This window comes from Bacillus sp. NMCN1 (assembly GCF_002998085.1).
Classification (GTDB): Bacteria; Bacillota; Bacilli; order Bacillales; family Bacillaceae; genus Bacillus.
The window spans coordinates 136451-161951 of sequence record NZ_PVQL01000004.1 but is presented as its reverse complement, the minus strand read 5'-3'; the positions used below and the strand labels follow the sequence as shown (position 1 = coordinate 161951).

General features: G+C 42.5%; 21 protein-coding genes and 1 pseudogene. 14 read left to right on the top strand and 8 right to left on the bottom strand.

Features of this window, described 5'->3' with window-relative positions; genetic code table 11:
• Positions 1-223 precede the first annotated feature (223 nt).
• From rfbF to C6W21_RS17335, 5 genes are read left to right on the top strand one after another with little or no spacing between them, the layout of a single operon-like run.
• Positions 224-988: a glucose-1-phosphate cytidylyltransferase gene (rfbF, locus tag C6W21_RS17355; protein ID WP_106051828.1), complete on the top strand. Its 765-nt coding sequence runs from the start codon at positions 224-226 to the stop codon at positions 986-988.
• 4 nt (positions 989-992) lie between these two features.
• Positions 993-1964 carry a GDP-mannose 4,6-dehydratase gene (locus C6W21_RS17350; protein WP_041816148.1) on the top strand — a complete coding sequence of 324 codons (972 nt, stop codon included), beginning with the start codon at positions 993-995 and terminating at the stop codon, positions 1962-1964.
• Positions 1965-1976: 12 nt separating this feature from the next.
• Positions 1977-2888, top strand: coding sequence for a putative nucleotide-diphospho-sugar transferase (locus C6W21_RS17345; protein ID WP_106051826.1), 912 nt, complete (start codon positions 1977-1979; stop codon positions 2886-2888).
• Positions 2885-4075: a glycosyltransferase family 2 protein gene (locus C6W21_RS17340; protein ID WP_106051824.1), complete on the top strand. Its 1191-nt coding sequence runs from the start codon at positions 2885-2887 to the stop codon at positions 4073-4075. Before C6W21_RS17345 ends, C6W21_RS17340 begins: the two co-directional genes overlap by 4 nt.
• Positions 4076-5005, top strand: coding sequence for a putative nucleotide-diphospho-sugar transferase (locus C6W21_RS17335; protein WP_106051823.1), 930 nt, complete (start codon positions 4076-4078; stop codon positions 5003-5005).
• A 35-nt stretch (positions 5006-5040) separates the two neighbouring features.
• On the opposite strand, the gene C6W21_RS17330 is transcribed toward C6W21_RS17335, so the two are convergent.
• Both C6W21_RS17330 and pbp4 read right to left on the bottom strand, forming a co-directional pair.
• The gene (locus C6W21_RS17330) at positions 5041-6279 is read right to left on the bottom strand and encodes an MFS transporter (RefSeq protein ID WP_106051821.1); all 1239 of its coding nucleotides are present in this window, start codon (positions 6277-6279) and stop codon (positions 5041-5043) included.
• A 134-nt stretch (positions 6280-6413) separates the two neighbouring features.
• Entirely contained in the window at positions 6414-8453 is a 2040-nt protein-coding gene (pbp4, locus tag C6W21_RS17325; RefSeq protein WP_106056782.1) for a penicillin-binding protein PBP4(5), read from the bottom strand.
• A gap of 216 nt (positions 8454-8669) precedes the next feature.
• Between pbp4 and C6W21_RS17320 the strand changes: the two genes are divergently transcribed.
• Positions 8670-10133 (top strand): SLC13 family permease, encoded by a 1464-nt coding sequence (locus C6W21_RS17320; protein ID WP_106052116.1) that lies wholly within the window; start codon positions 8670-8672, stop codon positions 10131-10133.
• A gap of 62 nt (positions 10134-10195) precedes the next feature.
• Positions 10196-10416: pseudogene (locus tag C6W21_RS17315) on the top strand (hypothetical protein).
• Between the two features lie 36 nt (positions 10417-10452).
• Here the strand turns inward: C6W21_RS17315 and bcaP are convergent.
• Positions 10453-11844, bottom strand: coding sequence for a branched-chain amino acid transporter BcaP (bcaP, locus tag C6W21_RS17310; protein ID WP_106051819.1), 1392 nt, complete (start codon positions 11842-11844; stop codon positions 10453-10455).
• A gap of 180 nt (positions 11845-12024) precedes the next feature.
• Positions 12025-13098, bottom strand: a complete 1074-nt coding sequence (locus C6W21_RS17305) for a tetratricopeptide repeat-containing glycosyltransferase family 2 protein (RefSeq protein ID WP_106051817.1) — start codon at positions 13096-13098, stop codon at positions 12025-12027.
• Positions 13099-13231: 133 nt separating this feature from the next.
• On the opposite strand from C6W21_RS17305, the gene C6W21_RS17300 reads away from it, so the two are divergent.
• A complete protein-coding gene (locus C6W21_RS17300; protein ID WP_106051815.1) occupies positions 13232-15121 on the top strand; it encodes an ABC-F family ATP-binding cassette domain-containing protein in 1890 nt (629 codons plus the stop codon).
• 25 nt (positions 15122-15146) lie between these two features.
• Here the strand turns inward: C6W21_RS17300 and folE2 are convergent, their stop codons facing one another.
• Positions 15147-16043, bottom strand: a complete 897-nt coding sequence (gene folE2 / locus C6W21_RS17295) for a GTP cyclohydrolase FolE2 (protein WP_106051813.1) — start codon at positions 16041-16043, stop codon at positions 15147-15149.
• 143 nt (positions 16044-16186) lie between these two features.
• On the opposite strand from folE2, the gene C6W21_RS17290 reads away from it, so the two are divergent.
• Both C6W21_RS17290 and C6W21_RS17285 read left to right on the top strand, forming a co-directional pair.
• Complete coding sequence (locus tag C6W21_RS17290) at positions 16187-16612, top strand: MerR family transcriptional regulator (RefSeq protein WP_034664543.1); 426 nt, start codon at positions 16187-16189, stop codon at positions 16610-16612.
• Between the two features lie 56 nt (positions 16613-16668).
• Complete coding sequence (locus tag C6W21_RS17285; protein ID WP_106051811.1) at positions 16669-17859, top strand: MFS transporter; 1191 nt, start codon at positions 16669-16671, stop codon at positions 17857-17859.
• Between the two features lie 48 nt (positions 17860-17907).
• On the opposite strand, the gene C6W21_RS17280 is transcribed toward C6W21_RS17285, so the two are convergent.
• Positions 17908-19461, bottom strand: coding sequence for an ABC-F family ATP-binding cassette domain-containing protein (locus C6W21_RS17280; protein ID WP_106051809.1), 1554 nt, complete (start codon positions 19459-19461; stop codon positions 17908-17910).
• A 152-nt stretch (positions 19462-19613) separates the two neighbouring features.
• Here C6W21_RS17280 and C6W21_RS17275 point away from each other — a divergent pair, with 152 nt between their 5' ends.
• Positions 19614-20756 carry a DEAD/DEAH box helicase gene (locus C6W21_RS17275; protein ID WP_106051807.1) on the top strand — a complete coding sequence of 381 codons (1143 nt, stop codon included), beginning with the start codon at positions 19614-19616 and terminating at the stop codon, positions 20754-20756.
• 32 nt (positions 20757-20788) lie between these two features.
• Here C6W21_RS17275 and C6W21_RS17270 read toward each other — a convergent pair whose 3' ends face one another.
• Entirely contained in the window at positions 20789-21793 is a 1005-nt protein-coding gene (locus C6W21_RS17270) for an NADP-dependent oxidoreductase (protein ID WP_106051805.1), read from the bottom strand.
• Between the two features lie 108 nt (positions 21794-21901).
• A complete protein-coding gene (locus C6W21_RS17265; RefSeq protein ID WP_106051803.1) occupies positions 21902-22291 on the bottom strand; it encodes a YfmB family protein in 390 nt (129 codons plus the stop codon).
• Between the two features lie 150 nt (positions 22292-22441).
• On the opposite strand from C6W21_RS17265, the gene C6W21_RS17260 reads away from it, so the two are divergent.
• From C6W21_RS17260 to C6W21_RS17250, 3 genes are all read left to right on the top strand, one after another.
• Positions 22442-22789: a YflT domain-containing protein gene (locus C6W21_RS17260; RefSeq protein ID WP_106051801.1), complete on the top strand. Its 348-nt coding sequence runs from the start codon at positions 22442-22444 to the stop codon at positions 22787-22789.
• Positions 22790-23756: 967 nt separating this feature from the next.
• Positions 23757-24413 carry a class I SAM-dependent methyltransferase gene (locus tag C6W21_RS17255; protein ID WP_106051799.1) on the top strand — a complete coding sequence of 219 codons (657 nt, stop codon included), beginning with the start codon at positions 23757-23759 and terminating at the stop codon, positions 24411-24413.
• A 332-nt stretch (positions 24414-24745) separates the two neighbouring features.
• A complete protein-coding gene (locus tag C6W21_RS17250; RefSeq protein ID WP_106036030.1) occupies positions 24746-25471 on the top strand; it encodes a GTP cyclohydrolase II in 726 nt (241 codons plus the stop codon).
• The last annotated feature ends 30 nt before the right edge of the window (positions 25472-25501 follow it).

The window sequence follows — 25501 nt, the reverse complement described above, 5'->3', positions numbered from 1 at the left end:
GATAATATACAATTTAAACTTTGAAAGAGCGAGAATACAAATCTTGCTCTTTTTTATTTGTAAAATTAGTTAAATGCTAGGTGGCACCCTCTCTCATTTCGACATATGAATAGAGTAGATTCAAAACCTGATGTCGGACAAAGTATGAAGGTACATGTACTGATTTTCCGCATAAAGATAAGGTTTTCAATCAAAAATTTTCATAGAGAGATGAGGGGAGAAGATGAAAGCAGTCATTCTCTGCGGAGGAAAGGGAACGAGAATGAGTGAGGTCACACAAACGCTTCCTAAACCACTTGCTATGATCGGAGATCGGCCTATTCTATGGCATATTATGAAAATCTATCAGTATTACGGAGTAGATGAGTTTATCTTATTGCTTGGATATAAAGGAGAGAAGATCAAAGAGTATTTCCTGAATTACGACTGGCGGCATCACAGCATGCAGCTCGATATGGCGACAGGAGAAATGAAGCTTTTAGGAAAGTCAGAGAACTGGAAAATCACCTTTTTAGATACGGGTGAGGAGACGATGACAGGCGGACGGTTAAAGCAGACACAGAACTACATTGGGGATGAGACATTCATGATGACGTATGGTGATGGACTTGCTAATATCAATATGTTTCATCTGTTGAAGCGTCATCAGGATCTTGGGGTAGCTGCGACTGTCACAGGAATTGAAAAGAAGTCCCAGTACGGGACACTGAAGGTGTATAACGGGATGGCACAATCCTTCTCTGAGAAGACAGACAGTGTCGGGATGATCAATGGAGGGTTTTTTGTGTTGTCTCCAAAGGTATTTGACTATTTGACAGACGATGATCAATGCGTGTTTGAAGCAGAGCCTCTTCAAAATCTTGCGAATGATGGAGAGCTTGCGGTTTATGAGCACCACGGATTTTGGGCAGCAATCGATACGTATAAGAACCTGAAGGAAATCAATGGCATGTGGACAAATGGAAAACAACCATGGAAGGTTTGGTGACGGCATGAGCGGATTTTGGAATGGAAAGAACGTATTTGTGACTGGATGTACAGGACTATTGGGGAGCTATCTTGTCAAGGAATTGATTGATCAAGGGGCAAACGTAACGGGACTTGTGCGTGATCAGGTGCCTCGATCGAATCTATATCAAGGCAGTCAATTTGAAAAGATGAATGTGGTGCAAGGCGCATTGGAGGATATGCAGACGATTGAACGTGCGTTAGGAGAATACGAAATTGATACTGTCTTCCATTTGGCGGCCCAAGCCATTGTTGGGGTCGCAAATAGACACCCAGTTTCAACATTTGAAGCCAATATTTTAGGGACATGGAATGTGCTTGAGGCTTGCAGAAGACAGCCGCTGATCAAACGTGTCATCGTGGCATCAAGTGACAAAGCATACGGTGATCAGGAGCAGCTTCCATACGATGAAGACATGCCGTTAAATGGGAAACATCCGTATGATGTATCGAAGAGCTGTGCAGATTTAATTTCACACACATACTACAACACATATGGTCTCCCAGTTTGTATTACACGCTGCGGCAATTTATATGGAGGCGGAGATTTAAATTTCAACAGAATCATTCCGCAAACCATTCAGCTTGTGCTAGAAGGAGAGGCGCCGGAAATTAGAAGTGACGGGACATTTATTCGTGATTACTTCTACATTGAAGATGCGGTTAAGGCTTATTTGCTTCTAGCTGAGAAGATGGAGGAAAAAGGGCTCGCTGGAGAAGCCTTTAACTTTAGTAATGAAATTCAGCTGACGGTGCTTGAGCTTGTGGATAAGATTTTAAAGGCGATGGGGAGTGAACTGAAGCCGCGTATTTTGAACCAAGGAACGCATGAGATTAAGCATCAATATTTGTCGGCCGAAAAGGCGAGAAAGCTGCTTGATTGGAAGCCTGACTACTCCATTGATGAAGGTTTAGAGAAGACGATTGAATGGTACCGCGAATTCTTTCAAAAATAGAGGTGTAAGTAGATGAACAGCATATATTGTACGGTTCTATCAAGTGGAAGACTTTATCAAGCCATTGCGTTTTTCTTATCATTGAAGCAAGTAGATGATGATGCTGTCATCAAGACGTTATGTATGGATGATGCTGCATTTGATCTGCTTCATCAAATGAATTTTCCTCATGTTGATCTTGTTCATGTACGGGAGCTCGAAACGCCGGAGCTGCTGGAGAAAAAAGAGGAACGGGATGCCTCGGAATATTGCTGGACATTAAAGCCGATTTGGATTGAGTGGTTATTTGAACAGGAGCAGGCAGAGGGCGTAACCTATCTTGATGCGGATTTATTTTTTTATGAGAGACCGCAAGTGATTTTTCAACATCAGCCGGAAGCTTCTGTTTTACTCTCGAGAGGGGATATTGTGATTCCGAGCTTCGATCCTGAGGAAGTGAAGATGCTTCAGAAGCTTTTAGGACGCTATAACTCTGGCTTCCTGTATTTTAAAGGAGATGAAGCCGGACGAAAATGCCTCAGCTGGTGGAAAGAAGAATGCTTGAAGGAATGCAAAAATGCGCCGGGCGAAGGGAAGTTTGGCGATCAAGGATATCTGGATCATATGCCGAAGCTGTTTGAAAAAGTGGAAGATATTCAAACAAAAGGCGTGAATATTGGTCATTGGAATTATGGACAGCATTCTTATCGGGAAGAGAATGGACGTATTTTGCTGGAGGATGGGCATCCGCTCATTTGCTATCATTTCAGCGGCTTTCGCATCATGAGCAAGGATGAGATGCAGCAAATTCATGAAAAAGGGAGAAATGATCTGCCGTTTTTCCAAGAAGCCTATCGAAACGTGCTGCGCCATGTGATTGAATCTGTTGAGCAGGTCGATCCGCTGTTTAACGGCTATGCCAAATTGGAGGGGGATGACGCATGAATGAGAAACCAAAGGTAAGCGTCATTATTCCGAGCTATAATGCCAAAGAGCGTTTAGAAGGGAGTCTTTTTTCCTTAACGCTTCAGGATACAGATATTCCATTTGAGGTCATTGTCGCTGATAATGGATCAACGGACGGCACGATGGAAATGCTTGAGAACATTGAGGTGAATTTCCCGTTTAAAAAGGTGCGTATTCCTGTCAATCAAGGGATTGCCAAGGGTCGCAATCATGCTATTCGCGAGGCGGAGGGAGACCTGTTGATATTCCATGACAGCGATATGCTGGCAGAGCCGCAATTTATTCAAAAGCATGCGGAGGCACATGCTGATCATGAGGACCTTGTCATTTGTGGTGTATGCTGGAAGCGGATTTATCGTTATTTTTACGAAGCATTTGATCAGGATCATATCAATCAGTTGAAAAAGCAAGGCTTGTATAAGTGGAAAATGAATGATAAAACGTCTCTTTTATCAATGAAGGAAGTTGAAAATGGTGCATTTCTAGAGAAAAGCTTCGATTTGCAGTCTGAGTTTATTGATATCCTCAAAGACATTTTGCGTACGTACAACTATGATTTAGGCTCTTATGAGCTGCCGTGGAGATTTTTTATTACGAATAACTCCTCTGTCAAACGCAAGCATGTCATCGCGCTCGGGATGTTTGATGAAAATATCGTTCGGTACGGGTTTGAAGATTATGATTTAGGAATTCGTCTGCATCAGCTTGGTCTCTCCTTTGAATTGCGAGAGGATATCATGAGCGTGCATCAGGAGCATCCAAGTAATTTAACGTCATTTGATGACATCAAATATAACATTTTGTATATGTGCGAGAAGTACAACAATATTGATGCCATTGATGTCCATTTGGCTTTCTCTGGTCCATTTTCTCACACCGTCACAAATGACATTGTGAAAGAGGTCCGGCAGCTGCGTGAAAATCCGGCATTCGATGGTCTGCTTTCTTATTTTTTAGAGCTGCTTCATTTGATCACAGAGCGGAATGTAGGCATCAAACGCGATAAAAAAGATCAGCTGACAGCTAAGCATGTCCCTTTGAAAAAGCTGTCAGAAGCAGCAAAGCTTGCACGGCAGGAATATGGCTGCACAGTGCTTGTAGAAGCCATTCAAGGGCTGACGAAAGAGTTATTACGCGTTGATTTGTTCCAAGTGGATGTGTTGTAGATGGCGTCCTATCATTTTACAACCATTGTGTCGAATACCCATGTTTTTAAGCTTTTGGCGCTGATTCATTCACTTGAACAAACCGCCCATTCATTCAAGCTGTCGGTTTTATGTGCAGATCCTTTGGCTTACAAGGTGTTAAGTGAATTCCCGCATCCGCACGTTCAATATGAACAGCTTGAAGACATTGAAGATGACACACTGCGAAAGGCAAAGGATGATCGGACGTTTCATGAGTATTGCTGGACGTTAAAGCCTGCTTTTCTGCTCAAAATCCTTGAGTCCTCAGAAGCGGATTATCTCGCTCATTTGGATACGGATTTGTATTTTTATCATGATCCAGAGGCGATATTTGCAGAGAATCCATTCGCTCATTTATTTTTGACGGATCATATGAATTCCAAGCGGTTCTATCACTTTTATGAGTTGTCTGGCCGCTTTAATACTGGATTTGTAGGCTGCCGCAACACAGACGTTGCCAAACAGGCGGTCACACAATGGAAGGAAAACTGTCTTGCACACTGTACAGTAGAAATGGATACCGAAAATAAGACATATGGAGATCAGCGGTATGTTGAAAGATGGATCGATGATTTTGAAGGGGTCCATGTGGTGACGTTTAAAGGAGCCAATGCCGCGATTTGGAATATTGAAAACTACAAGCTTTCGGTTGTGAAAGGGGATATGTATCTCGACGAATGTCCACTCTTGTTCTATCATTTTTCTGCCTTTACGATCATTGATGAGAATACCTTTAATCTTAATTGGTATTACTATATGACAGAACAAAAGCTTGTGGATCATCTATATATTCCGTATGCCGATTTAATTCATCAAAAAATTAAACAGGTGCAAAAGGTCTTTCCAGAATTTCAGCAGGGATTTATTGCAAAGAAGCACGTTCCTCATACGCATTTTTATGAGATATGAAAAAACCGCTCAATAACTGAGCGGTTTTCTCCTTTTTATGATTCATTCCATTTGGAGATGGTTTGATCGCTAGGTAGTAAGAAGGCTAGGATGCCTAATATCGGTAAAAAGGCGACTCCGATCATGGTAGGCGTTAAACCGAAGGCATCAATGAATGAGCCTAGAGCGACCGATCCGATTGCACCCATACCAAACGCAAGCCCAACAGTTAAACCAGACATTGTGCCAATTTTCCCGGGAAATAGTTCTTGAGCATAAACGACTGTGACAGAGAAGCTTGACGTCAAAATGACCCCAATTAGTCCAAGTAAAACATAAGCAAAAACAGGTCCGGCAAATGGCAGCAGCAGGGCAAGTGGAAAGGATGCCAATAAGGAAATTAAAATCACGGTTTTCTTGCCGAAGCGGTCTGCAAGCGGCCCGCCTAAAAATGTCCCAATTGCACCTAGAATGAGAAATAAGAAAATATAAGTCTGTGATTCTTTAATCGTCAATCCATATTGTTCAATCGCATAAAACGCATAGAAATTCGATATTGCATTTCCATACCAAGAGCGGGCAAAGATGAGAAAGACGATAATGCCAAGTGCTGTGAGTGCTGACTTACGATGAAGTTCAGATCTTGCAGCTTTTGCTGGAGCCTTTTTCGCTTGAGCTCGAATGGTTTGAAGCCTTCCTGCGTACCATCTTGAAATATAAAGAAGGAAACCGACAGCAATCATTCCAACAATCGTAAACCAAGCCACTCCTGGCTGACCAAGCGGGACGAGCATGAATGCAGCGATCAGCGGAGCAAAGGCTTGACCTGTATTTCCGCCTACTTGATAGATGGACTGTGCAAGTCCTCGTCTTGGACCAGCTGCCATGTTGGCAACACGGGAGCCCTCTGGATGGAAAATGGCAGAGCCGAGTCCGATAAAGACAACGCAAAGCAAAATGGTGGCAAAGGAAGGCGCAAACGCAAGCCCGAAGATACCAACAGCACTTGAAAATAAAGCAATCGGGAGTGCATAAGGCATCGGCCGTTTATCTGTGTACCACCCGATAGCGGGCTGCATCACGGAGGAGACCATATTTAATGTAAAGGCAATCAGCCCTAATTGTGTAAAGGACAGCCCCATTGAGCGTTCTAAAATAGGGAACATCGCAGGAATAACGGCTTGCAAAGTGTCATTGAGCATATGGCAAATGCCAATAATCAATAAAATGGGATAAACTGTTGATCCGGTGACAGAATTTTGAGGTTTATCCTTTGTACGAGCAGCAATAGCCAATGAGACTACCTCCTTTCATTCAACTGTTTTCTATTTTGCATTCTTCTCATTTTATTCATAAGGTGAACTATAAAACAATAGCAAATTGTCATGATTTAGAAAAAAGAGACACAAGCGCTTGTGTCTCTAAAGGGTTATTGATAAAAAGATGCGATTACAGGCTTCATTTTTTGAATGACGAGTCCACTTCCGCCGCGGTTTTTTACATCTTCAATCATGCCGACGAGGACGTAATCTTCTTTTTTAGGATTAAATGCAAGTAAAAATCCATTTTCAGAACCGTCTGTTGCCCCTTGTTTGCTCTTCAGCTCTGCCGTTCCTGTTTTAGCGGCAATATCCGCTCCTTCAATTTGTAAGGAGTGAGCTGTACCGTTTGGACTTGTCACGACCTGAGTCAGCGCGTCTTTCACTGTATTTGCCGAGTCTTCTTTGATGATTTGTTTTGGTGAAGCAGTTTTTTCATCTTGAACGACTCGTGGATAGACAAGCTTGCCTCCTGTTGCAAATGGAGAATAGGCATGTACTTGTTCAATTGGTGACATGAGTAATTCGCCTTGGCCATATGCCGAGTCAGCAAGTAAGATGTCCGATTGAATGCCATCGTTCGATACCTGTGCTGGTTTCATAGTAAATGGCATATGCAAATCTTCGCCAAATCCAAATGCTTTCACTTTTTTCTCGTAGGTGTCTTTGCCAATTTCCAGTGCTTCCTGTCCGAAGTAAATATTATCTGAGTACACGAGGGCATCAACCATATTTACGTTTTCTTTATCGTGAACCCGTGTAATTCGATAATTGCCCCAAGATTGATCCTTTTGCCATTTCAGTCCATGAATGGTGCGTACTTTATTAGGTTTTGTGACACCTGTTTCCAGCCCGATGGCCGCTGTAATGGTTTTAAATGTAGACCCTGGTGCATACCGGCTCGCATACCGGGCTTGGAATGGGAGGTCTGGGTTTTCACTGTATACCTGATATTGCTTAGGTGTGATCCCGTTTGTCATGAGATTGACATCGTAGGAAGGGGCGCTGACAAGTGCTAATAGATCGCCCGATGATGGATTCATGATCGTGACGGCCCCTTTTTCATCTTTCAGCTGTTCATAGGCTTTTTTCTGTAATGAAGCATCAATGGTCAGCTTCACTGTTTTCCCATCTTTTCGATCTGATTTTTGCAATGTTTCTTCAATGCCTGTTTCATCATGGACGATTAGAATGCTTCCGCCATCTTGTCCACGCAAGTTTTTGTCAAATGTGAATTCAAGTCCGGTTTTGCCAATGATTTGATCTGCTTTTAATGCCGGATTTCTTTTGATATCATCTGCATTTGCCTTTCCGACATAGCCGGTGAGATGGGCGGCGGCTTTGTTATAAGGATAGTAGCGCATTTCCTTCGGTTGATAGGTGACGCCTTTTACATCCTTTGGAATCGGCTTTTGCTCTAACATCGATTTGAGCGGGACAAACGTGTCGTCTGTGACCCATGCTTGTTTTAACTGATTGTCAATCAGTTCTTCCTCAATATCAAAAGCCTTGCTGATTTTTTTGATATTGCGTTCTTTTTCTTTCCCTGTTCCGAGCTTTCCTGGGATGATGCCAAGTGCGTTTCCACCAGTTGTTTCTGCTAGGGTACGTCCTTTTCGGTCTACAATGTTTCCGCGGACAGCAGGATCTGAATTGACCTTGATGGTATCTCCCTTCTCCATTTGCGGGAAGATGAGATTTGGCTTCCAGTCCACTTTCCACTTGTCGTCTTCTTCTGAGAGAACGCCCTTGTAAGAAAGCTTGTGCAGCTTGCCAAAAGACGTTTTCATTGTCACATCATAGGAAAATTGATACCCATTTCCTTTGTCCTGTTTTTCAACGTTGAGCTTTGATATGTTCAGATCATAAGCACCAATTCCGTTAAAGATATTGTCATATTTTTCGGCTAGTTGTTTTTTTGAGAAGTCATTGGCTTTCAAAGACGCACTCGTTACCTCATCAGCCAGCTTTGTAAAGTCTTTCTTCTCCATTTGTTTCGTAAAGGATTGAGCCGCTTTTAAAGCCTCTTTTTCTTTTGAGAAAAAAGAATCTTTTAAGAAAAAGAGAGCAGAAGCAACTACGATGATACTAAGAATGGGGATGATGACTTTTTTCTGTTTCCAAAATGATTTTCGTTGATCCGTATACAATGAAAACACCTCAATTTTTGATTAGATCTTCTATATTTTACAGTGATTGCACATGATTTGTATAGTTTCTCCTATGAAAATAGACCAAGGCACGATGTCATGGTTTTGGGAATGGGATGAAAATGATAGCTGGTTTCAATGAAAGATATCTTCATTTTTTCTTATGATTTAAAGGATTTCTTAAGAGTTCATCGAATGTGGAAAATTAGAAAAAATATGAAAAGCGCTTTCAATAGGGGGGGAATTGTTATCGTTTATAAAAAGGTGAATTTGATTGGACTTGTTCTTGGACCGGCACTCTTCTTGCTCGTTCTTTTTCTCATACCTGAACATGAATTGACCTATACTGCGAGGGTAGTCTTGGGCATTACGGCTTGGACGGCAACATGGTGGGTGACAGAAGCACTGCCCATACCAGCAACATCTTTATTGCCGATCATCCTACTGCCGACACTTGGCGGGCTTTCTATGGAGCAGGCATCAAGGGCTTATGGAGATCCGATCGTTTTTATGTACATGGGAGGATTTATGATCGCAATTGCCATTGAAAAATGGAACTTACATAGAAGAATGGCCTTGCATATTTTGAGGCTGATTGGCACAAGAAGTGACCGCATTGTATTAGGTGTCATGATCGCGACTGCTTTTTTATCTATGTGGATCTCGAATGCAGCGACAGCCCTGATGATGCTCCCAGTGGCACTGGCTGTGATTAAAGAGGTCAAGACAAATGAAATCTTAGCTGGTCCATCTCTTGAGCGATTCAGTAAAAGTATTTTATTGTCGGTTGCGTATTCAGCGTCAATTGGTGGTTTGGCAACACTTGTCGGGTCTGTGCCAAATGCTGTGTTTGCTGCGATGTCAAAAAAACTGCTAGATCGGGAGATTATGTTTTTTGAATGGTTTTTGTTTGGTTTTCCTGTTGCGATGATTCTGCTCATTCTTTTATTTCTGTATTTGACCAAGGTACAGTTCAAGGTAGAGCACACAGATGAAATGAGTGTAGCGTTCATTCGAAAGGGATTAGAGAATTTAGGAAAAATGAAACAAGAGGAAAAATGGGTATTTGTTGTTTTTCTTATGACGGCGTTTTTATGGATTTTTAAGCTCTTTTTGTTTGGAGGGATCACCGTATCTGATACATCTATCGCCATTTTCGGTGCCATGCTGTTATTTCTCATTCCAGCAACAAATGGAGAGAGAATATTAGAATGGCAGGATATGAAACAGCTGCCGTGGGGGCTTTTGCTTTTGTTTGGAGGCGGGCTGTCGCTCGCTACGGGCTTTGCAGAAACCAATCTAACAGGATGGATTGGCGAAAATCTACAGCATTTACATGGGCTTTCGTATATCGTGCTGTTGATCATTTTAACGGGAGCGATTTTGTTTATGACTGAAATTATGTCAAATACAGCTGTTGCCAATATGATTATTCCGATTACGGTAGGGCTTGGGCTTGCGATTGGCATCGAGCCCTATGGTTTAATGGCTGCGGCTGCTTTGGCTTCCTCATGTGCGTTTATGCTGCCGATTTCCACACCGCCAAATGCCGCTGTCTTTAGTGCGGACGTGCTGAAAATATCTGATATGGTCAGGGTAGGCTTTTGGTTAAATATCATAAGTATTGTGGTGATTGTCCTTGCGGTGTATTTCTGGCTCCCGATTGTGCTTAAAAGCTGAATCGATGAAAGATGAGGGATTTGAACGGATCCGAAATTAATTCCTTTGAAAATGCGTAAGCGGTGAATGTCGGACAAATAGCTAGCAGAGTGGCAAAACTCAGATGAAAAAATCAGGGGTACGGACAGAATGTTGGAGATGCAAGCGGTTTTGCCGGAAAAAAAGCCATGTAGATGATCGAGATCAAGTGGACTCACCTGTCTCTTTTTCACCAGCAGCTAGATCCATTCATAGGAAGTACGAGTGTGTGGACTCGAAGTCAGCAAAAAACAGTTTCATTTAAACAAATAAAGAGACCGGGAATCCCCGTGTCTCTTTTCTAATGTGTTTCATTAAGATGGCTTTTTCGTCTTGCATAGGTGAAATAGACAACGACACCAATGGCTATCCAAATGAGGAAGGCTCTCCATGTTACCCATGAAAGGGTCGTCGCAAGTGTGATACAAATGACCGCACTGATAATCGGAAGTACAGGCACGAATGGTACTTTAAACGCTGCTTTGACATTCGGGTGCTTTTTCCGTAAAACAATGACGGCAATTGAAATCACTGTGAAGGCTGCAAGTGTACCGATGCTCACTAAATTCGCGAGTGTCGATAAGTTCACAAAACCTACGATACATGCTGCGACAGCACCTGTCAGCCAAGTGTTGGCAACGGGTGTTTGCGATTTTGGATGAACATTTGAGAAAATCTTTGGCATGAGTCCATCGCGGCTCATCGCAAAGGTCAAGCGTACCTGCGCATAGACTAAGGCAAGTAAAACCGTTGTGATCCCAATAATGGCACCGGCTGATATGATACCTGCCACACTATGAAGGCCAACGACTTGAAGAGCAAATGCGACTGGGTCACTGACATTCAGTTTCGTATAGTGAACCATTCCGGTTAAAACAAAGGACACACCGATGTATAAAATGGTACAAACACCGAGCGCTCCGATAATGCCGATTGGCATCGCCTTTTGCGGATTTTTAACCTCTTCAGATGCATTGGCGATCGCATCAAATCCGAGGTAAGCAAAAAAGACTGTTGCCGCGCCTGCGATCACGCCCTCAAAGCCCATCGGCATAAAGGGTGTCCAGTTTTCAGGTTTGACGTAAGCAAAGCCTGAGATGATAAAGAGAAGGACGATGGCAATTTTGATTAACACAATGATGTTATTCAGCTTCGTGCTTTCTTTGACGCCTCTTGAGACGATAAAGGTGATGAGTAAAATAATGAGTGCGCCTGGAAGGTTAAAGACGGCACCATCAGCGGCTCCAGGTGCAGCTGATAAAGCCTTTGGTATGTGCAGACCGAATCCACTGAGCAGGGATTGAAAATAGGACGACCATCCGCTTGCTACAGCAGAGAGCGCAATGACATATTCAAGCATGAGATCCCAGCCCATTAAGAAGGCGAGAAATTCCCCAAGTGTTGCGTAGGAATACGTATAGACGCTGCCTGACACAGGAATGGACGAGGAGAATTCAGCGTAGCAAAAAGCAGCAAGGGCGCATGCGATCGCAGCCAAAATAAAAGATATAATAATCGCAGGTCCCGCATCTTTCGCAGCAGCAACCCCCGTAATTACAAAGATACCAGTCCCGACCACGCAGCCAATGCCAAGCAAGATTAAATCAAACGTATTTAACGATCGGCTGAGCCGCTTCGTTTGACTTTCAAGCATGAGCTGGTCGAGAGATTTTTTTCGAAATAAAGAACTCATGTTGACCTCCTAAAGGATAAATCTTTTCGTAAGACGAGTGTTAGTATATGCGTAAATGACAATTTAGTCAATTGGTTGAAAAACGCTTTAAATCACTAAAGTATTAAATATCACAAGCGAATTCATGTATAAAAAGAGACATCCGCCGGTAGATGGAAGACGGATGTGGTGACAGACAGTTTATGTCTGTTCAGTAAATATTTTTTCATTGTACAGCACACTTGGATGAGTGGGGTAATGGGCAGAGGAGGCAAGATGATGTGTTTTGGCTTTCTCCAAATCGCCGAGCTGATAATAACAATAGCAAAGCTGAAGGTGAGGATACCACGTTTTATATTGTGTGAGTGTGAAGGCTGTTTCGATTTCAGGAGCCTTCAGTGCCTGCTCATACCAAAAGATCGCTGCCTGATGTTTATTTTGAATTTTTAGATGATCCCCGATTCGGCAGCAAAATTCTGGCCGAGGCTGATCATATAAGAAAGAGCGTAATAATGAGGATAAGGCCGCTTCCTCGAAGCCTACCGCATAATAGCAGTCGGCTAGATATTGGCATGTTCGAATTTCATCCTCAATCCAGCACTGTTTTGTCGCTAAAAATTCATGATAAAAACGAATCGCTCTGACATGCTGCCTGTTATCTCTTAATTCATTGGCAAAGTAAAAGAGATCTCGGGGCGTCATGTCCTCTCCCTTTGCCAGCATGTCTTCATAAATTCGCAGGTTGCGCCCAGGCTCACCAGCGGTTGTTTTCTTGCGCTTTTGATGTGTGACGGCGATATCGGCTGGTAAGATGTTTCCATATACCTGAAGAAACTCATGAACGGCCCCGTACCACTGAAAGTTCAAGGCACGCTTCACAAGGCGATTTCTTCTATATTTAAAATTCACCTGACCGTCTTCATCAAATCCCACATGATAAAACATTGAGACGGCATCCACCGAAGGATCAAGCGTCTCTTTGAGCTGAAGAAATTTTTGACGGTCTTCTTCTAGCAGAACATCGTCTGCATCAAGCCATAAAATATACTCTTTCGTTGCATGTGAGAAAGCGAAATTGCGGGCTTTTGCAAAGTGCTGAACCCATTCGAAATCAAGTACCTGTGCTGAAAAGGAGTGAGCAATCTCCTTCGTACGATCTGTTGACCCTGTATCAACGATGATCATCTCATCTACAATGTCTTGGACAGAGGAAAGGCAGTCCGCTAACACCTCCTCTTCATTTTTCACAATCATACATAAGCTAATGGTTACCATCTTTAGATCACCTCTTCATAGTGTATCGAGCAGCAAAAGGAAACATTCTTTTCAGCAGCGGGTTTTTTAAAACTAGTTTTCTGCTACTGGCTGATTTAAAATAAAGGAAGAATCTATGTAAGGGCTGATAAAAATGAGTTTATTGAATGTTGAAGGATTATATAAAACCTATGGCGAGAAAACGCTGTTTGATCATATTTCTTTTCATATAGAACCAAAGGAACGCATCGGATTGATTGGACCAAACGGAACAGGAAAGTCAACGCTCCTAAAGGTCATTGCAGGACTTGAATCGTTTGAGGAGGGTGATATCACGAAGGCAGGGACACTTGAGATCGAATTTCTTGAGCAAGACCCTGAAATGATCGGGGATGAAACGATTCTTGATTACATTTTTTCTGGAACGGCACCCATAATTCAAACGATGAAGGCATATGAACAGGCGCTCGCTGATTTAGAGCATGATCCGCAAAATGAAGCAAAACAAGAAGCGCTCATGCGCATGCAAAATCGAATGGATCAGGAAGACGCATGGGATGCGAACCTGTCAGCAAAAACAATTTTGACAAAGCTTGGCGTCAAAGATGTGAGCCGTTCTGTTCATGCCTTATCAGGTGGACAGAAAAAGCGTGTCGCGATTGCTAAAAATTTAATTCAGCCTGCGGGATTGCTGATTTTAGATGAGCCAACCAACCATCTCGATAATGCAACGATTGAATGGCTCGAGGGATATTTGAGTCAATACAGTGGTGCTGTCATTCTGGTGACACATGATCGTTATTTCCTAAACCGTGTGGCCAACCGAATTTATGAATTGAATCAAGGGCAGCTCTATACGTATAAAGGAAATTATGAAGTCTTTTTAGAAAAAAGAGCCGAACGAGAAGCAGAGGCTCAAGTGAAAGAAACGAAGCGTCAAAACTTACTCAGACGAGAGCTTGCATGGCTGAGAAGAGGAGCAAAAGCAAGAACGACGAAGCAGAAAGCACGCATCGGCCGAGTTGAAGAGCTGAAGGATCAAAAAGGACCTGATGCGAAGGGAGAGCTGGATTTCGCCATCGGCTCCCACCGCCTTGGAAAACAAGTCATAGAGGCAGAAGACTTGTCGATTTCATTTGCTGGCCAAACTCTTGTGGAGCGGTTTACAGACTTAGTTGTGCCGGGCGACCGGATTGGATTTATCGGACCGAATGGAGTCGGAAAAACGACTCTTCTTAACTGTCTAGCGGGGAAAATAGAACCGACTTCAGGACAATTGACGATTGGACAAACCGTTCGTATTGGCTATTACACGCAGGATCACAAGGAAATGGATGATGAGCTGACCATCATTGAGTACATCAAGGAAACAGCTGAGATCGTCAAGACATCTGATGGTGCCATAGTGACAGCAGAGCAAATGCTGGAACGGTTCCTATTCCCAAGATCCATGCAGCGGACGTTTATTCGCAAGCTGTCAGGGGGAGAACGCCGAAGATTGTATTTATTGAAAGTCTTAATGGAAGAACCAAATGTTCTCTTTTTAGATGAGCCGACGAACGATCTTGATACGGAGACCCTCAGCATTTTAGAGGATTATTTAGAACAGTTTCCTGGCGTTGTCATGACCGTATCCCATGATCGTTATTTCTTAGACCGAGTGGTTCACCGTCTGCTTGTCTTTGAAGGAAATGGCCGCATTTCACACTACCAAGGCGCTTACAGCGATTACATGGAACAGGAAAAAGAGCAGAAGCGGACAGAGACAAAGCCTGCTGAGAAACAAGTAGAAGCGGCGCCTAAAAAGAGAAAAAAGCTTTCTTATAAAGACCAGCTCGAATGGGACGGAATTGAAGACCGGATTCAGGCATTAGAGGAAAAACATCAGCAGCTTGAAGCGAGCATTGCCGAGGCAGGTAGTGATTTTGGAAAAATTCAAGAGCTGATGGACGAACAAAAAGCCGTTGCTGAAGAACTAGAACAAGCAATGGACCGCTGGACAGAACTGTCGCTGATGATTGAGGAATTAGAGAGTCATGACTAAGAAATAAGAAACCTGTAGAGTTGATCTACAGGTTTTTTTGATAAGAGCATTTCGCATAGGCATCATGCTGGTGAATGGATTCCTCGTTACGACACTCGACTTGAAACCCTCTGATCCATGGCTGCTCATATAATTCGATGGCCATTAACCTAGTGACATCTTCTACAAAGCGTGGATTTTCATAAGCCTCTTCTGTCACTTTCTTTTCATCAGGTCTTTTGAGCACGGGATACAGCGGTGCGCTCGCATTGGACTCAATGATATGTAAAAGAGCTGCTTTCATGTCGTTAGGAAGTGATGCTTGTTCAAACAACTCTACCTGAATGGAAACAGAGCCGCGTTGATTATGTGCACCATATTCACTTATTTCTTTAGAACAAGGGCATAATGTGGTGACCTTTGCATCGCAGCCAACATGACAGGTCCATCCATCCTTTTCATGAAAATGAATGTCATATGTGATTGTCGCATGCATCAAACCCGATTTCCCGGTGACTGGGCTTTGCTTTTCCATGTACCAAGGGAAGGAGACTTGAATCGAGGCAGATGACTGGTTCATTTGACGGGCAAGCGCTGCTGTCAATTCTTTTAAGCTATTCACATCAAGCGGCTTGCCGCTTTCGTAAAACGAGTACAGCTGTTCAGTGAGACGGCTCATATGAATGCCTTTTTCGTGAGCTCTCAGGGAGGTACTCAGTGCAAAGTCAGCAGAAGTGATTTGGTCCTGCGGTGCCGTTTTAGACAAAATTCGTACAGGATAAGACAAGCGGCAGATGCCGACTTGTTCAAGAGGAAAATAAAAGTCCTGCTCCGTCTTTTGGATGTCAGTCATGTTCTCTTTTTGAGAAGGCTTTGTTCCAAGGCTTGGCGGTACAGATCCGAATTGTTGGTGTCGTTCTTTTTTGGGTGGAAAAGAAAACATGAGATCCCTCCTTTAAATCGTAATAATTACTATTTATTTTGCATCAAAAGACGAGAGAAATCAAGAGTGGAAACATTTACGTTTACGTTAAGGTTATAAAGGTGTATAATAAATCATGAATTGATGAGCAGGAGGCACTGGCGATGGAATGGATGAAAATTGATCAAGTGGCGAAAAGAAGCGGACTGACTAAACGGACGATACGTTTCTATGAAGAGATCGGTTTATTATCAGCACCAAAACGGACAGAAGGCGGTGTCAGACTTTACTCAGAGGACGACATGGAAGAACTAGAGAAAGTGATGCAGGCAAAAGAGGTGCTCGGCTTTTCTTTACAAGAGCTTCAATCGTTTATGGAAATAGGAAAGCAGCTAGAGCTGAATAAAGAGGGCTACTTGCTGTCGCTTGATCCGAAGGAACGATTAGAGAAGCTGTTAGATATTGAGGCGCAGCTGTCTGTACAGCATCAATTGATTACAAAAAAGCTTGAAACGATTCAATCCTTTAAAAAGGATCTTGAAACAATGAAAGAAAGAGCGGCTCATGCAATTGAGCAATTACAAAAATAAACACCTCTGCGTGTTTATTTTATTTTGTCAACATTTGAAGGAAAGGTTCTGATGGAATGAAGGAAGAAGAAGTGTTAAAACAGCGTACAAGTCTGCTTAGGCAGCCGAAAGCCGTCTGGGCTGTTGCCTTTGCGTGTGTGATTTCATTTATGGGGATAGGACTTGTGGACCCGATCTTGCCAGCTATAGCATCACAATTAGATGCATCTCCAAGTCAGGTCTCCCTTTTATTTACAAGCTACTTACTTGTGACCGGCTTTGTCATGTTTTTTACCGGCTTTATCTCTAGCCGGATTGGTGCGAAATGGACGTTATTAATAGGACTCATTTTTATTATTGTCTTTTCTGCTTTAGGCGGTACCTCTTCAACGATTAATGAATTAATCAGCTTTAGAGGCGGATGGGGCATTGGGAATGCCTTATTTATTTCAACTGCCCTCTCTGTCATTGTCGGCGTGTCTGTTGGAGGAAGTGCGAAGGCTATTATTTTATACGAGGCAGCACTAGGTCTTGGGATTTCGGTTGGACCGCTGCTTGGCGGAGAGCTTGGGACGATCTCTTGGCGCGGACCATTCTTTGGCGTTGCGGTGTTAATGCTTGTTGCTCTTTTAGCCATTACGTTTATGCTCCCGCCGATACAAAAGCCTCAGAAAAAGGTGAAATTATTCGAGGCTGTCGGGGCGTTAAAATATAAAGGTCTCTTAACGATGGCTTCTGCCGCTTTCTTATACAATTTTGGTTTCTTTGTGCTTTTAGCCTATTCGCCATTTGTGCTTCATCTGGATGAGCATGGTCTTGGTTATGTCTTCTTTGGATGGGGGCTATTTTTGGCATTGACATCCGTCTTCTCAGCGCCGGTCATTCATCGCAAGCTTGGGACATTGACTTCTCTTGTGGTTCTGTTTGCTTCATTTGCTGTGATTTTATTCGGCATTGGGGTATGGACTTCACATGTTGTAGTCGTCATCTGCGGAATTGTCATTGCTGGGGGCATCCTTGGCATGATCAATACAGTACTCACGACCGCTGTGATGGGATCAGCGCCGGTTGAACGTTCGATTGCTTCATCTTCTTACAGTGCTGTACGGTTTATTGGGGGCGCGATTGCCCCTTGGATTGCTGGGGTACTTGCTGAATCTTATACAGCAAGCACCCCTTACTATGTTGGGGCGGCTGTCGTTCTGTTAGGCATGATCATCCTGCTTCTTGGCCGTAAACATCTCGTCAATATTCAAGCAGGTCATTAATAGAAAAAAGCCTTATATCTTCTGAACAGATATAAGGCTTTTTTGTCGTTATAATACTTTTGTCGTCCAAGTTTCGCAATTCCAAGTTTCAGTTGCTACATCTTGATAAAATTCAGGTTCGTGAGAGATCAATAAGACGCTCCCTTTGTATTCTTTTAATGCACGTTTTAGTTCTTCTTTTGCATCGACATCCAAGTGATTGGTCGGCTCATCGAGAACAAGTAAGTTGGTTTCTTCGTTGATCAGCTTGCAAAGACGGACCTTTGCTTTTTCTCCACCGCTTAAAACAGACACGCGGCTTTCAATATGCTTTGTCGTTAATCCGCATTTTGCAAGAGCGGCTCTCACTTCATATTGCGTGTAAGAAGGGAAGGTACCCCATACCTCTTCAATACAAGTGTTGCTGTTTTGCTCTTTTACTTCTTGCTCAAAATAGCCTATATGCAGGAATTCTCCGCGTTCCACCTCACCAGAAATTGGCGTGATTTCTCCAAGGAGACTTCGCAGCAATGTCGTTTTTCCGATACCGTTAGCGCCGTATAACGCAATTTTTTGCCCGCGTTCCATTTTCAGATTCAATGGACGAGAGAGCGGTTCATCATAACCAATGACCAAATCTTTTGTTTCAAAAATCAATTTCCCTGAAGTACGTGCCGTCTTAAAGTGGAATTCAGGCTTTGGCTTTTCTGCTGCCAATTCAATCATATCCATTTTATCCAGTTTCTTTTGACGGGACATGGCCATATTTCTTGTGCTGACACGCGCCTTGTTCCTTGCGACAAAATCCTTTAATTCAGCGACTTCCTGCTGCTGCCTTTTATAAGCTGCTTCAAGCTGCTGCTTTTTGACTTCATACACTTGTTTAAATTGATCATAATCACCAACATAGCGCGTGAGCTCTTGATTTTCAACATGATAAATCAAGTTAATGACGCTGTTTAAAAACGGAATATCATGTGAAATGAGGATAAACGCATTTTCATATTCCTGTAAATAGCGCTTCAGCCACTCAATATGCTGCTCATCCAAATAGTTGGTCGGCTCATCGAGAAGGAGAATTTCTGGCTTCTCTAACAGCAATTTCGCAAGCAATACTTTTGTACGCTGTCCGCCGCTCAGCTCCGTCACATCACGGTCCAGCCCAAGATCCGTTAACCCAAGACCTCTTGCTATTTCTTCGACCTTGGAATCAATGATATAGAAATCATTGTTTGTGAGCGCATCTTGAATGACGCCCACTTCCTCTAACAGCTTTTCCAGCTCATCAGGGTCAGCTTCACCCATTTTGCCGTAAATGTCATTCATCGCAGCTTCCATGGAAAATAAATAGTGGAATGCATCCTGAAGCACTTCGCGGATCGTTCTTCCCTTTTCTAGTACAGTGTGCTGATCAAGGTAGCCGACACGGACATTTTTTGCCCATTCGACTTTTCCGGCATCTGGCTCCAGCTTGCCAGTAATAATATTCATAAACGTTGACTTTCCTTCACCGTTGGCGCCAATTAAGCCGACATGCTCGCCTTTTAATAAACGGAAGGAGACTTCGTGAAAAATGGCTCTGTCGCCAAAGCCATGGCTTAAATCTTTAACAGATAATATCATTTTTTACACCTCAAATAGATTCAAAACGGCTAGTGCCTCTCATGATTATATCGAACTGTCCGGCTCGATAAAAGCATCAAAAGAAAAATTGCGTTTCAAAGCTGATTTTGAGATACTAAAGGATAGATTGAATGAGGATAAAGGAGATCGACATGATAGAAAATTGGGCATTTTTGAAAGAAGCAAAGCCATTTATTCAGGAAAACTTTCAAGCGGCTGGCTTCGAAAAACCAACAGCTATACAAGAAAAAACAGCAGAGTGGATTACGGAGAAGCGTGATGTGATTGCAGAATCGCCCACGGGAACGGGGAAGACACTGGCGTATGTTTTGCCGCTTTTAAATAAAATCGATGTGAATATCAAGCACCCGCAAGTCTTAATCGTGGCACCTTCAAGAGAGCTTGTGATGCAAATTTTTGATGTCGTGCAAGAGTTCAAACAAGGATCAGACATCAAAGCTGTCTCCTTGATTGGTGGAGCGAACATCAAAAAGCAGCAGGAAAAACTAAAGAAACACCCAAACATCGTTGTCGCGACACCTGGCCGTGTACAAGAATTAATCAAAATCAAGAAACTGAAAATGCACGAAGTCAAAACGATCGTGCTAGATGAAGCAGATCAGCTTCTTGTGCCAGAGCATATGAAAACGATCCAAGCAATCATTAAATCCACATTAAAAGAAAGACAAATTCTTTGTTTTTCTGCGACGCTGAAAGAGGAAACGGTTCAGCTGATTAAAGAAATGACATCTGAACCAGAAGTATTGAAAATTGCCAGAAGTGAGGAAGAAGCGCAGAAAGTAGGACACTATTATCTGTTATGTGATCAGCGTGACAAAGTGAAGCTACTGCAAAAGCTATCACGGCTTGAGGACATGCAGGCGCTCGTCTTTGTGCGTGATATTACGAATTTAAGCATTTACGCAGAGAAATTGGCGTATCACCATGTCGACCTCGGTGTACTTCATAGTGAAGCGAAAAAAGCAGAGCGTGCTATTATTTTAAAGGAATTTGAACAGCGTGAATTCCCACTTCTCCTTGCAACGGATATCGCAGCAAGGGGCATAGATATTGACGATCTGCCGTACGTGATCCATGCCGACCTGCCAAACGAAGAAGGCTATATCCACCGTTCAGGCAGAACCGGACGCGCAGGAAAAGAAGGGGCTGTCATCAGCCTAGTCACACCTCAAGAGCATGCAACGCTCAAAAAAATGGCGAAAAAGCTGAATCTTTCGCTTCAGGAAATTGTTTATAAGCAAGGCCAGCTACATCTTGCACCCAAACAGGCATAAAAAGGCCCCTTCCACATGGAGGGCCTTTTTTATTATGAAATTTTGACAAGCTGTTTTCCGACATTTTCCCCTTTGAATAATCCGATGAATGCATCAGGAATGTTGTCAAAGCCTTCAATGATTGTTTCTTTATAAGTCAGTTTGTCTTCTTTAACCCATTGTGCGAGATCTCTTGCAGCCTCTTCAAAACGATCTGAATAGTTGGCAACAATGAAGCCTTGCATCAATGCGCTTGTTTTGATGAGTTTTGTTTGCACACGCGGTCCGATGTCCTCGCTTGCGCTAATGTTATAAGACGAAATCGCACCGCACACTGGAATACGTGCGAAGCGGTTCAAATGATTCATCACAGCATCAGAAATTTCGCCGCCTACATTGTCAAAATACACATCGACGCCGTTAGGGCACGCCTTTGCAATGGCATCATCTAAATCATTTGTTGTTTTATAATTAATCGTTTCATCGAAGCCCAGTTCTTTTAAATAAGCCAGCTTATCATCAGATCCTGCAATGCCAACGACGTAAGCGCCTTTGATCTTAGCAATTTGTCCCACAACGGAACCAACAGCACCTGCGGCCCCAGAAATGACAACGGTCTCGCCTTCTTTTGGCTGGCCAATCGCAAGAAGTCCGAAATAAGCGGTTTGTCCCGGCATGCCTAAAATACCTAAATAATAGGACAATGGTGCAATGGATGGATCAATTTTGGTCAGAGATTCAGCTTTGGCTGTAGAATATTCTTGCCAGCCAAGAAATCCTAGAACAAAATCACCTTTTTCAAATTGAGGCGATTTGGATTCAACGACTTCTCCGACAACACCGCCCTGAATCACTTCATTTAGCTTGAATGGAGGTGTATAGGATTTTGTATCCTGCATTCGTCCTCTCATATAAGGATCTACAGAAACATATTTCGTTTGAATCAAGACTTCGCCATCTTGCGGCACAGGTATATCGACTGTTTCAAAATGAAAAACATCTTTTGTAGGTAATCCTCTTGGACGTTTGGCTAATTGAATTTGCTTTTGTTGACTCATGTCAAATCCTCCCTTTCACTTGCAGCCTAGATTTACATTAACATGATGCTTCTTTTCATTCAAAACATACGGTCATTTTCAAACACATACAAAAAAGCAGCCGCCATCTCATTGATGAGGACTACTTCTTTGGAAGTCAACAGAGAGGAGCGACGGCAGACAGCCAAACAGCTGATATACGTCCGCATCACGTTCTTTTAACAAATATTCGTTCGCATTTTGAATGGAGGCTTTCATCATATCGCGCGTCACAAAAGGAAAAAGGATATTCAAGTATGAGGACAACAGGTCTTGTGGATCTTGTTCAATCGACTCGATATCTCCAATGTTAATGATGATTGAAAAGAGATAATCAATGGAGATGCGAAAGTGCTGTTCAGCAAACAATGTAAGCGGCTTTGCTTTTGCTTCTTCAGGATTCCACTTTTGAAAAAGCTGTTTCACCAAATCACTGACAACCCAAGCATTAAACTGCTGCTCCGCTGAAAAGTAATACATCAGCTCTCCCTCATTTCTAGCCTCCAGTATAAGAATTGTACAACAAAACAACAGGGATGAATACAATATTTCAGAGGATGTGCTCAAGGAAGGTTTAATGACAAAAGTGACGGGTAAAAGATTCGTAAGACGCTAAAGGAGGAATATAAAATGAAACCTGTTGTAAGAGAGTATTCAAATGATGAAACACTTCAAAGAGATGTAGAGCAATTAAAAGCACTCGGTGTTGCAAGAGAGGACATTTATGTTCTGTCCCATGACGATGATCGTACAGAGCGTATTGCTGGAAACGCAGATGCCAATACGATAGGTCCAAGAGAAGTTGGACTTAAACATGCTGTTGGAAACATCTTTAGTAAAAAGGGCGATGAGCTCCGAAATAAAATCCATGAAATTGGTTTCTCTAAAGAAGAAGCTGAAAAATTTGAAGAACATTTAGACGAAGGGAAAGTTCTTCTCTTTGTGACAGACCATGAAAAAGTGAAAACTTGGGCATAAACGCCAACTGAAAAAAGTCTCTTACTTTCGTAAGGGGCTTTTTTTCATGCCGTCATATTTGAAGGAGAGGGCACATCTTTTTTACTATAATAAGATAAAACTATAGATTGGAATAAACAGTAAATCATCTAATTGAAAATGTAGATATACCAAAGGAAATCATCGGATATCAGTAAAGAATAGTCAAAATATCACAAAAAACCACTCGGGAAATAATCATTGTATCTTTCAATTTTGTTTCAAAATGCTATAAAAATCTTGTGTAATTTAGTAGATAAATTTTTTAGTTCTATTGGTTTATGTTGTATTTTTGTGTAGAAATAAGTGTTTTGAGGTCAAAAAACCACGAAAAATACCTGTATTTTCAATTAGAAAATTCATTTTAATGTTTAGGAAATAATTGTTGACAAAATAATCTAAAAACAATATATTTGGCTTAATCCAGTCATTATGGAATTAGATGTTAAATTTCTGGTGGGATTTTCGAGGTGTATTCTAGTGAGAGGTGGTGGTATAAAACCAAGGTAAAAGCACTTTTAAAAGAAAAACTCGCTCGGGAAAATTCTACTAAAACACAAGAAAAATGTTTTTTTACATGAAAAAGAAATGATAGCCGATTTAAACTGTAGATAATCTTTCTACTATGATCACTTTACAAGAGATATTCGAAAGACGTCGTATTCCTGTACAAGAGAGAAAGCGGTTTCAATAAAGGCTGTGAGTTGATCGAATGGTGAAGGAGGTGAACTCATATGAAAAAAAGAGAGAACAAGCTGAGGCGCTGCAGCTGTCAAATGGCTGCATATGAGGATGCATGCTGAAAAAGAAGAGTGAACATGTGGGATGCTTCTCTCCTTTTTCAAAAATAGATTTCCTAAAAAATCCATCTTTTATTTTAACATAAGGTTTTTGGCTTGAAAATGATCTTTGCCCGAAAAGCCGATTTTGAATAGAAGGAGGTCCTGTGATGAAAAAGGCTTTATACCATGAAAACAGTGGATTGTATCTAGAAAAAATGCGTATGGCATTTCAAGAACATTATGAGAAAAGAACAGATATGTGGTCTACTGATCCATCCTTAACAGATGCAGCCGTGATGTCATTAAAGGCATGGCGTTCAAAGGAAAAGAATGCACTTGCTTCTGTGCTCGATATCGGATGCGGGAACGGCCGGGCACTTGAACATTTAAGCGGACTTTCCGCATATGTCGGCATCGACCTGTATGAGCATGAGGAGTGGGAAGGATTACAGAAAAGAGAAACGGTTCCTGTCCATTTTGTTCATCAAGATTTTATGTCCTGGTCGATGGATCAGGGACGAGAGATGCAGTTTGATTTAATTTTAGATCATGGCTGCTTTCATCACCAGCACCCCGATGATCATGAGCGTTATTTAAAACAGGTTTCCTCTTTGCTTCATGAAGGCGGCGTCTTCTCACTTGTTGTATGGGGAGAGGAGTGGAGAACAGGATTAATCGGAGAAGATGGCCGTTTCCACTTTTCATTTTCAGACTCTCAGCTTGGAGAAAGAATTTGTTCATCAGGTCTGGAGCTTGTATCGATTACACCATTAAAAGCAAAGGCCGGCATTAGCCAGCATCATGTCATTGCCGTCAAAATCTAGTACAAAGGTGATCACTCAAAGCTAGCAGAGGGGTTCATTCTAAGAAAGAGCATGTGCGCATCATGTAAGAGAAAGGCGTTATGAACATAGATTTCTGCTCCTTTGTACTAGACAAGACCTAGGTTGAAACATCGCTAGAAGAGGTGGAACGGAGACATTCTTGCGACAATCAGGGTCTGAACGATGAGAGGCATCGCACATCCATATTCTTTTTTTAGGCATGAGTGCCGCTTGAAATAGGAGCACACATGCTAGTGCGGACACATATTCATCACTCCATCACTGCGCTACCTGAGTCGATTTGGGTGCAGCGATGAATAGGGGGGAGACAAATGAACAAGTTTGTAGATGAATTACAATCAATGATTCATCATTTTACCTTTCAAGAAAAAAACTATTTGCTCGTGGGGCCAGTGAACCTGCCGATCTCCATTCAACATGAAGAAGTGCCATTTAAATGGTATGCCTTCGCACCTGTTGAAGGGGAGACAAAACCAACGATCGAATCTATTGTCCAAATGAGTACCGCGCAGCAAACCTTTTCCTCTTGTCTCTTATTTGGCGACTTTGAAAATGAGGTGCCGCCGCTTGTGCGCATTCATAGTGTCTGCCAAACAGGGGATGTGTTTGGATCACTGAAATGTGACTGCGGTCCTCAGCTTGCGTTATCGCTGAAGAAAATCACCGATTACGGTAAAGGCATGCTCGTCTATATGGCCAATCAAGAAGGGCGGTCAATCGGGCTGATGGCGAAAGCATTGACGTATAAATTACAGGAAATGCAGCTGGATACATTTGAAGCCAACCGCCTGATCGGGTGCGGAGATGATGACCGGCATTACGAGGAGGCAGCGGCTGTTCTGCATTATTTAAACAAAGGGAAACCAATGCACCTCCTAACGAACAATCCAGATAAAGTCGATTCCATTGCTGCCTACGGTCTTCCTGTTTTGCGGTTTGATCATACGGTCGAAGCCTCTCTCTATAATGAAGCCTATTTGAAGGCAAAAGCAGCCTCAGGGCATATGGTCGATGAGAAAAAATTAATTAATCAGTAGATGAGTTTACTTTAAAGAAGGCGGGAGAAA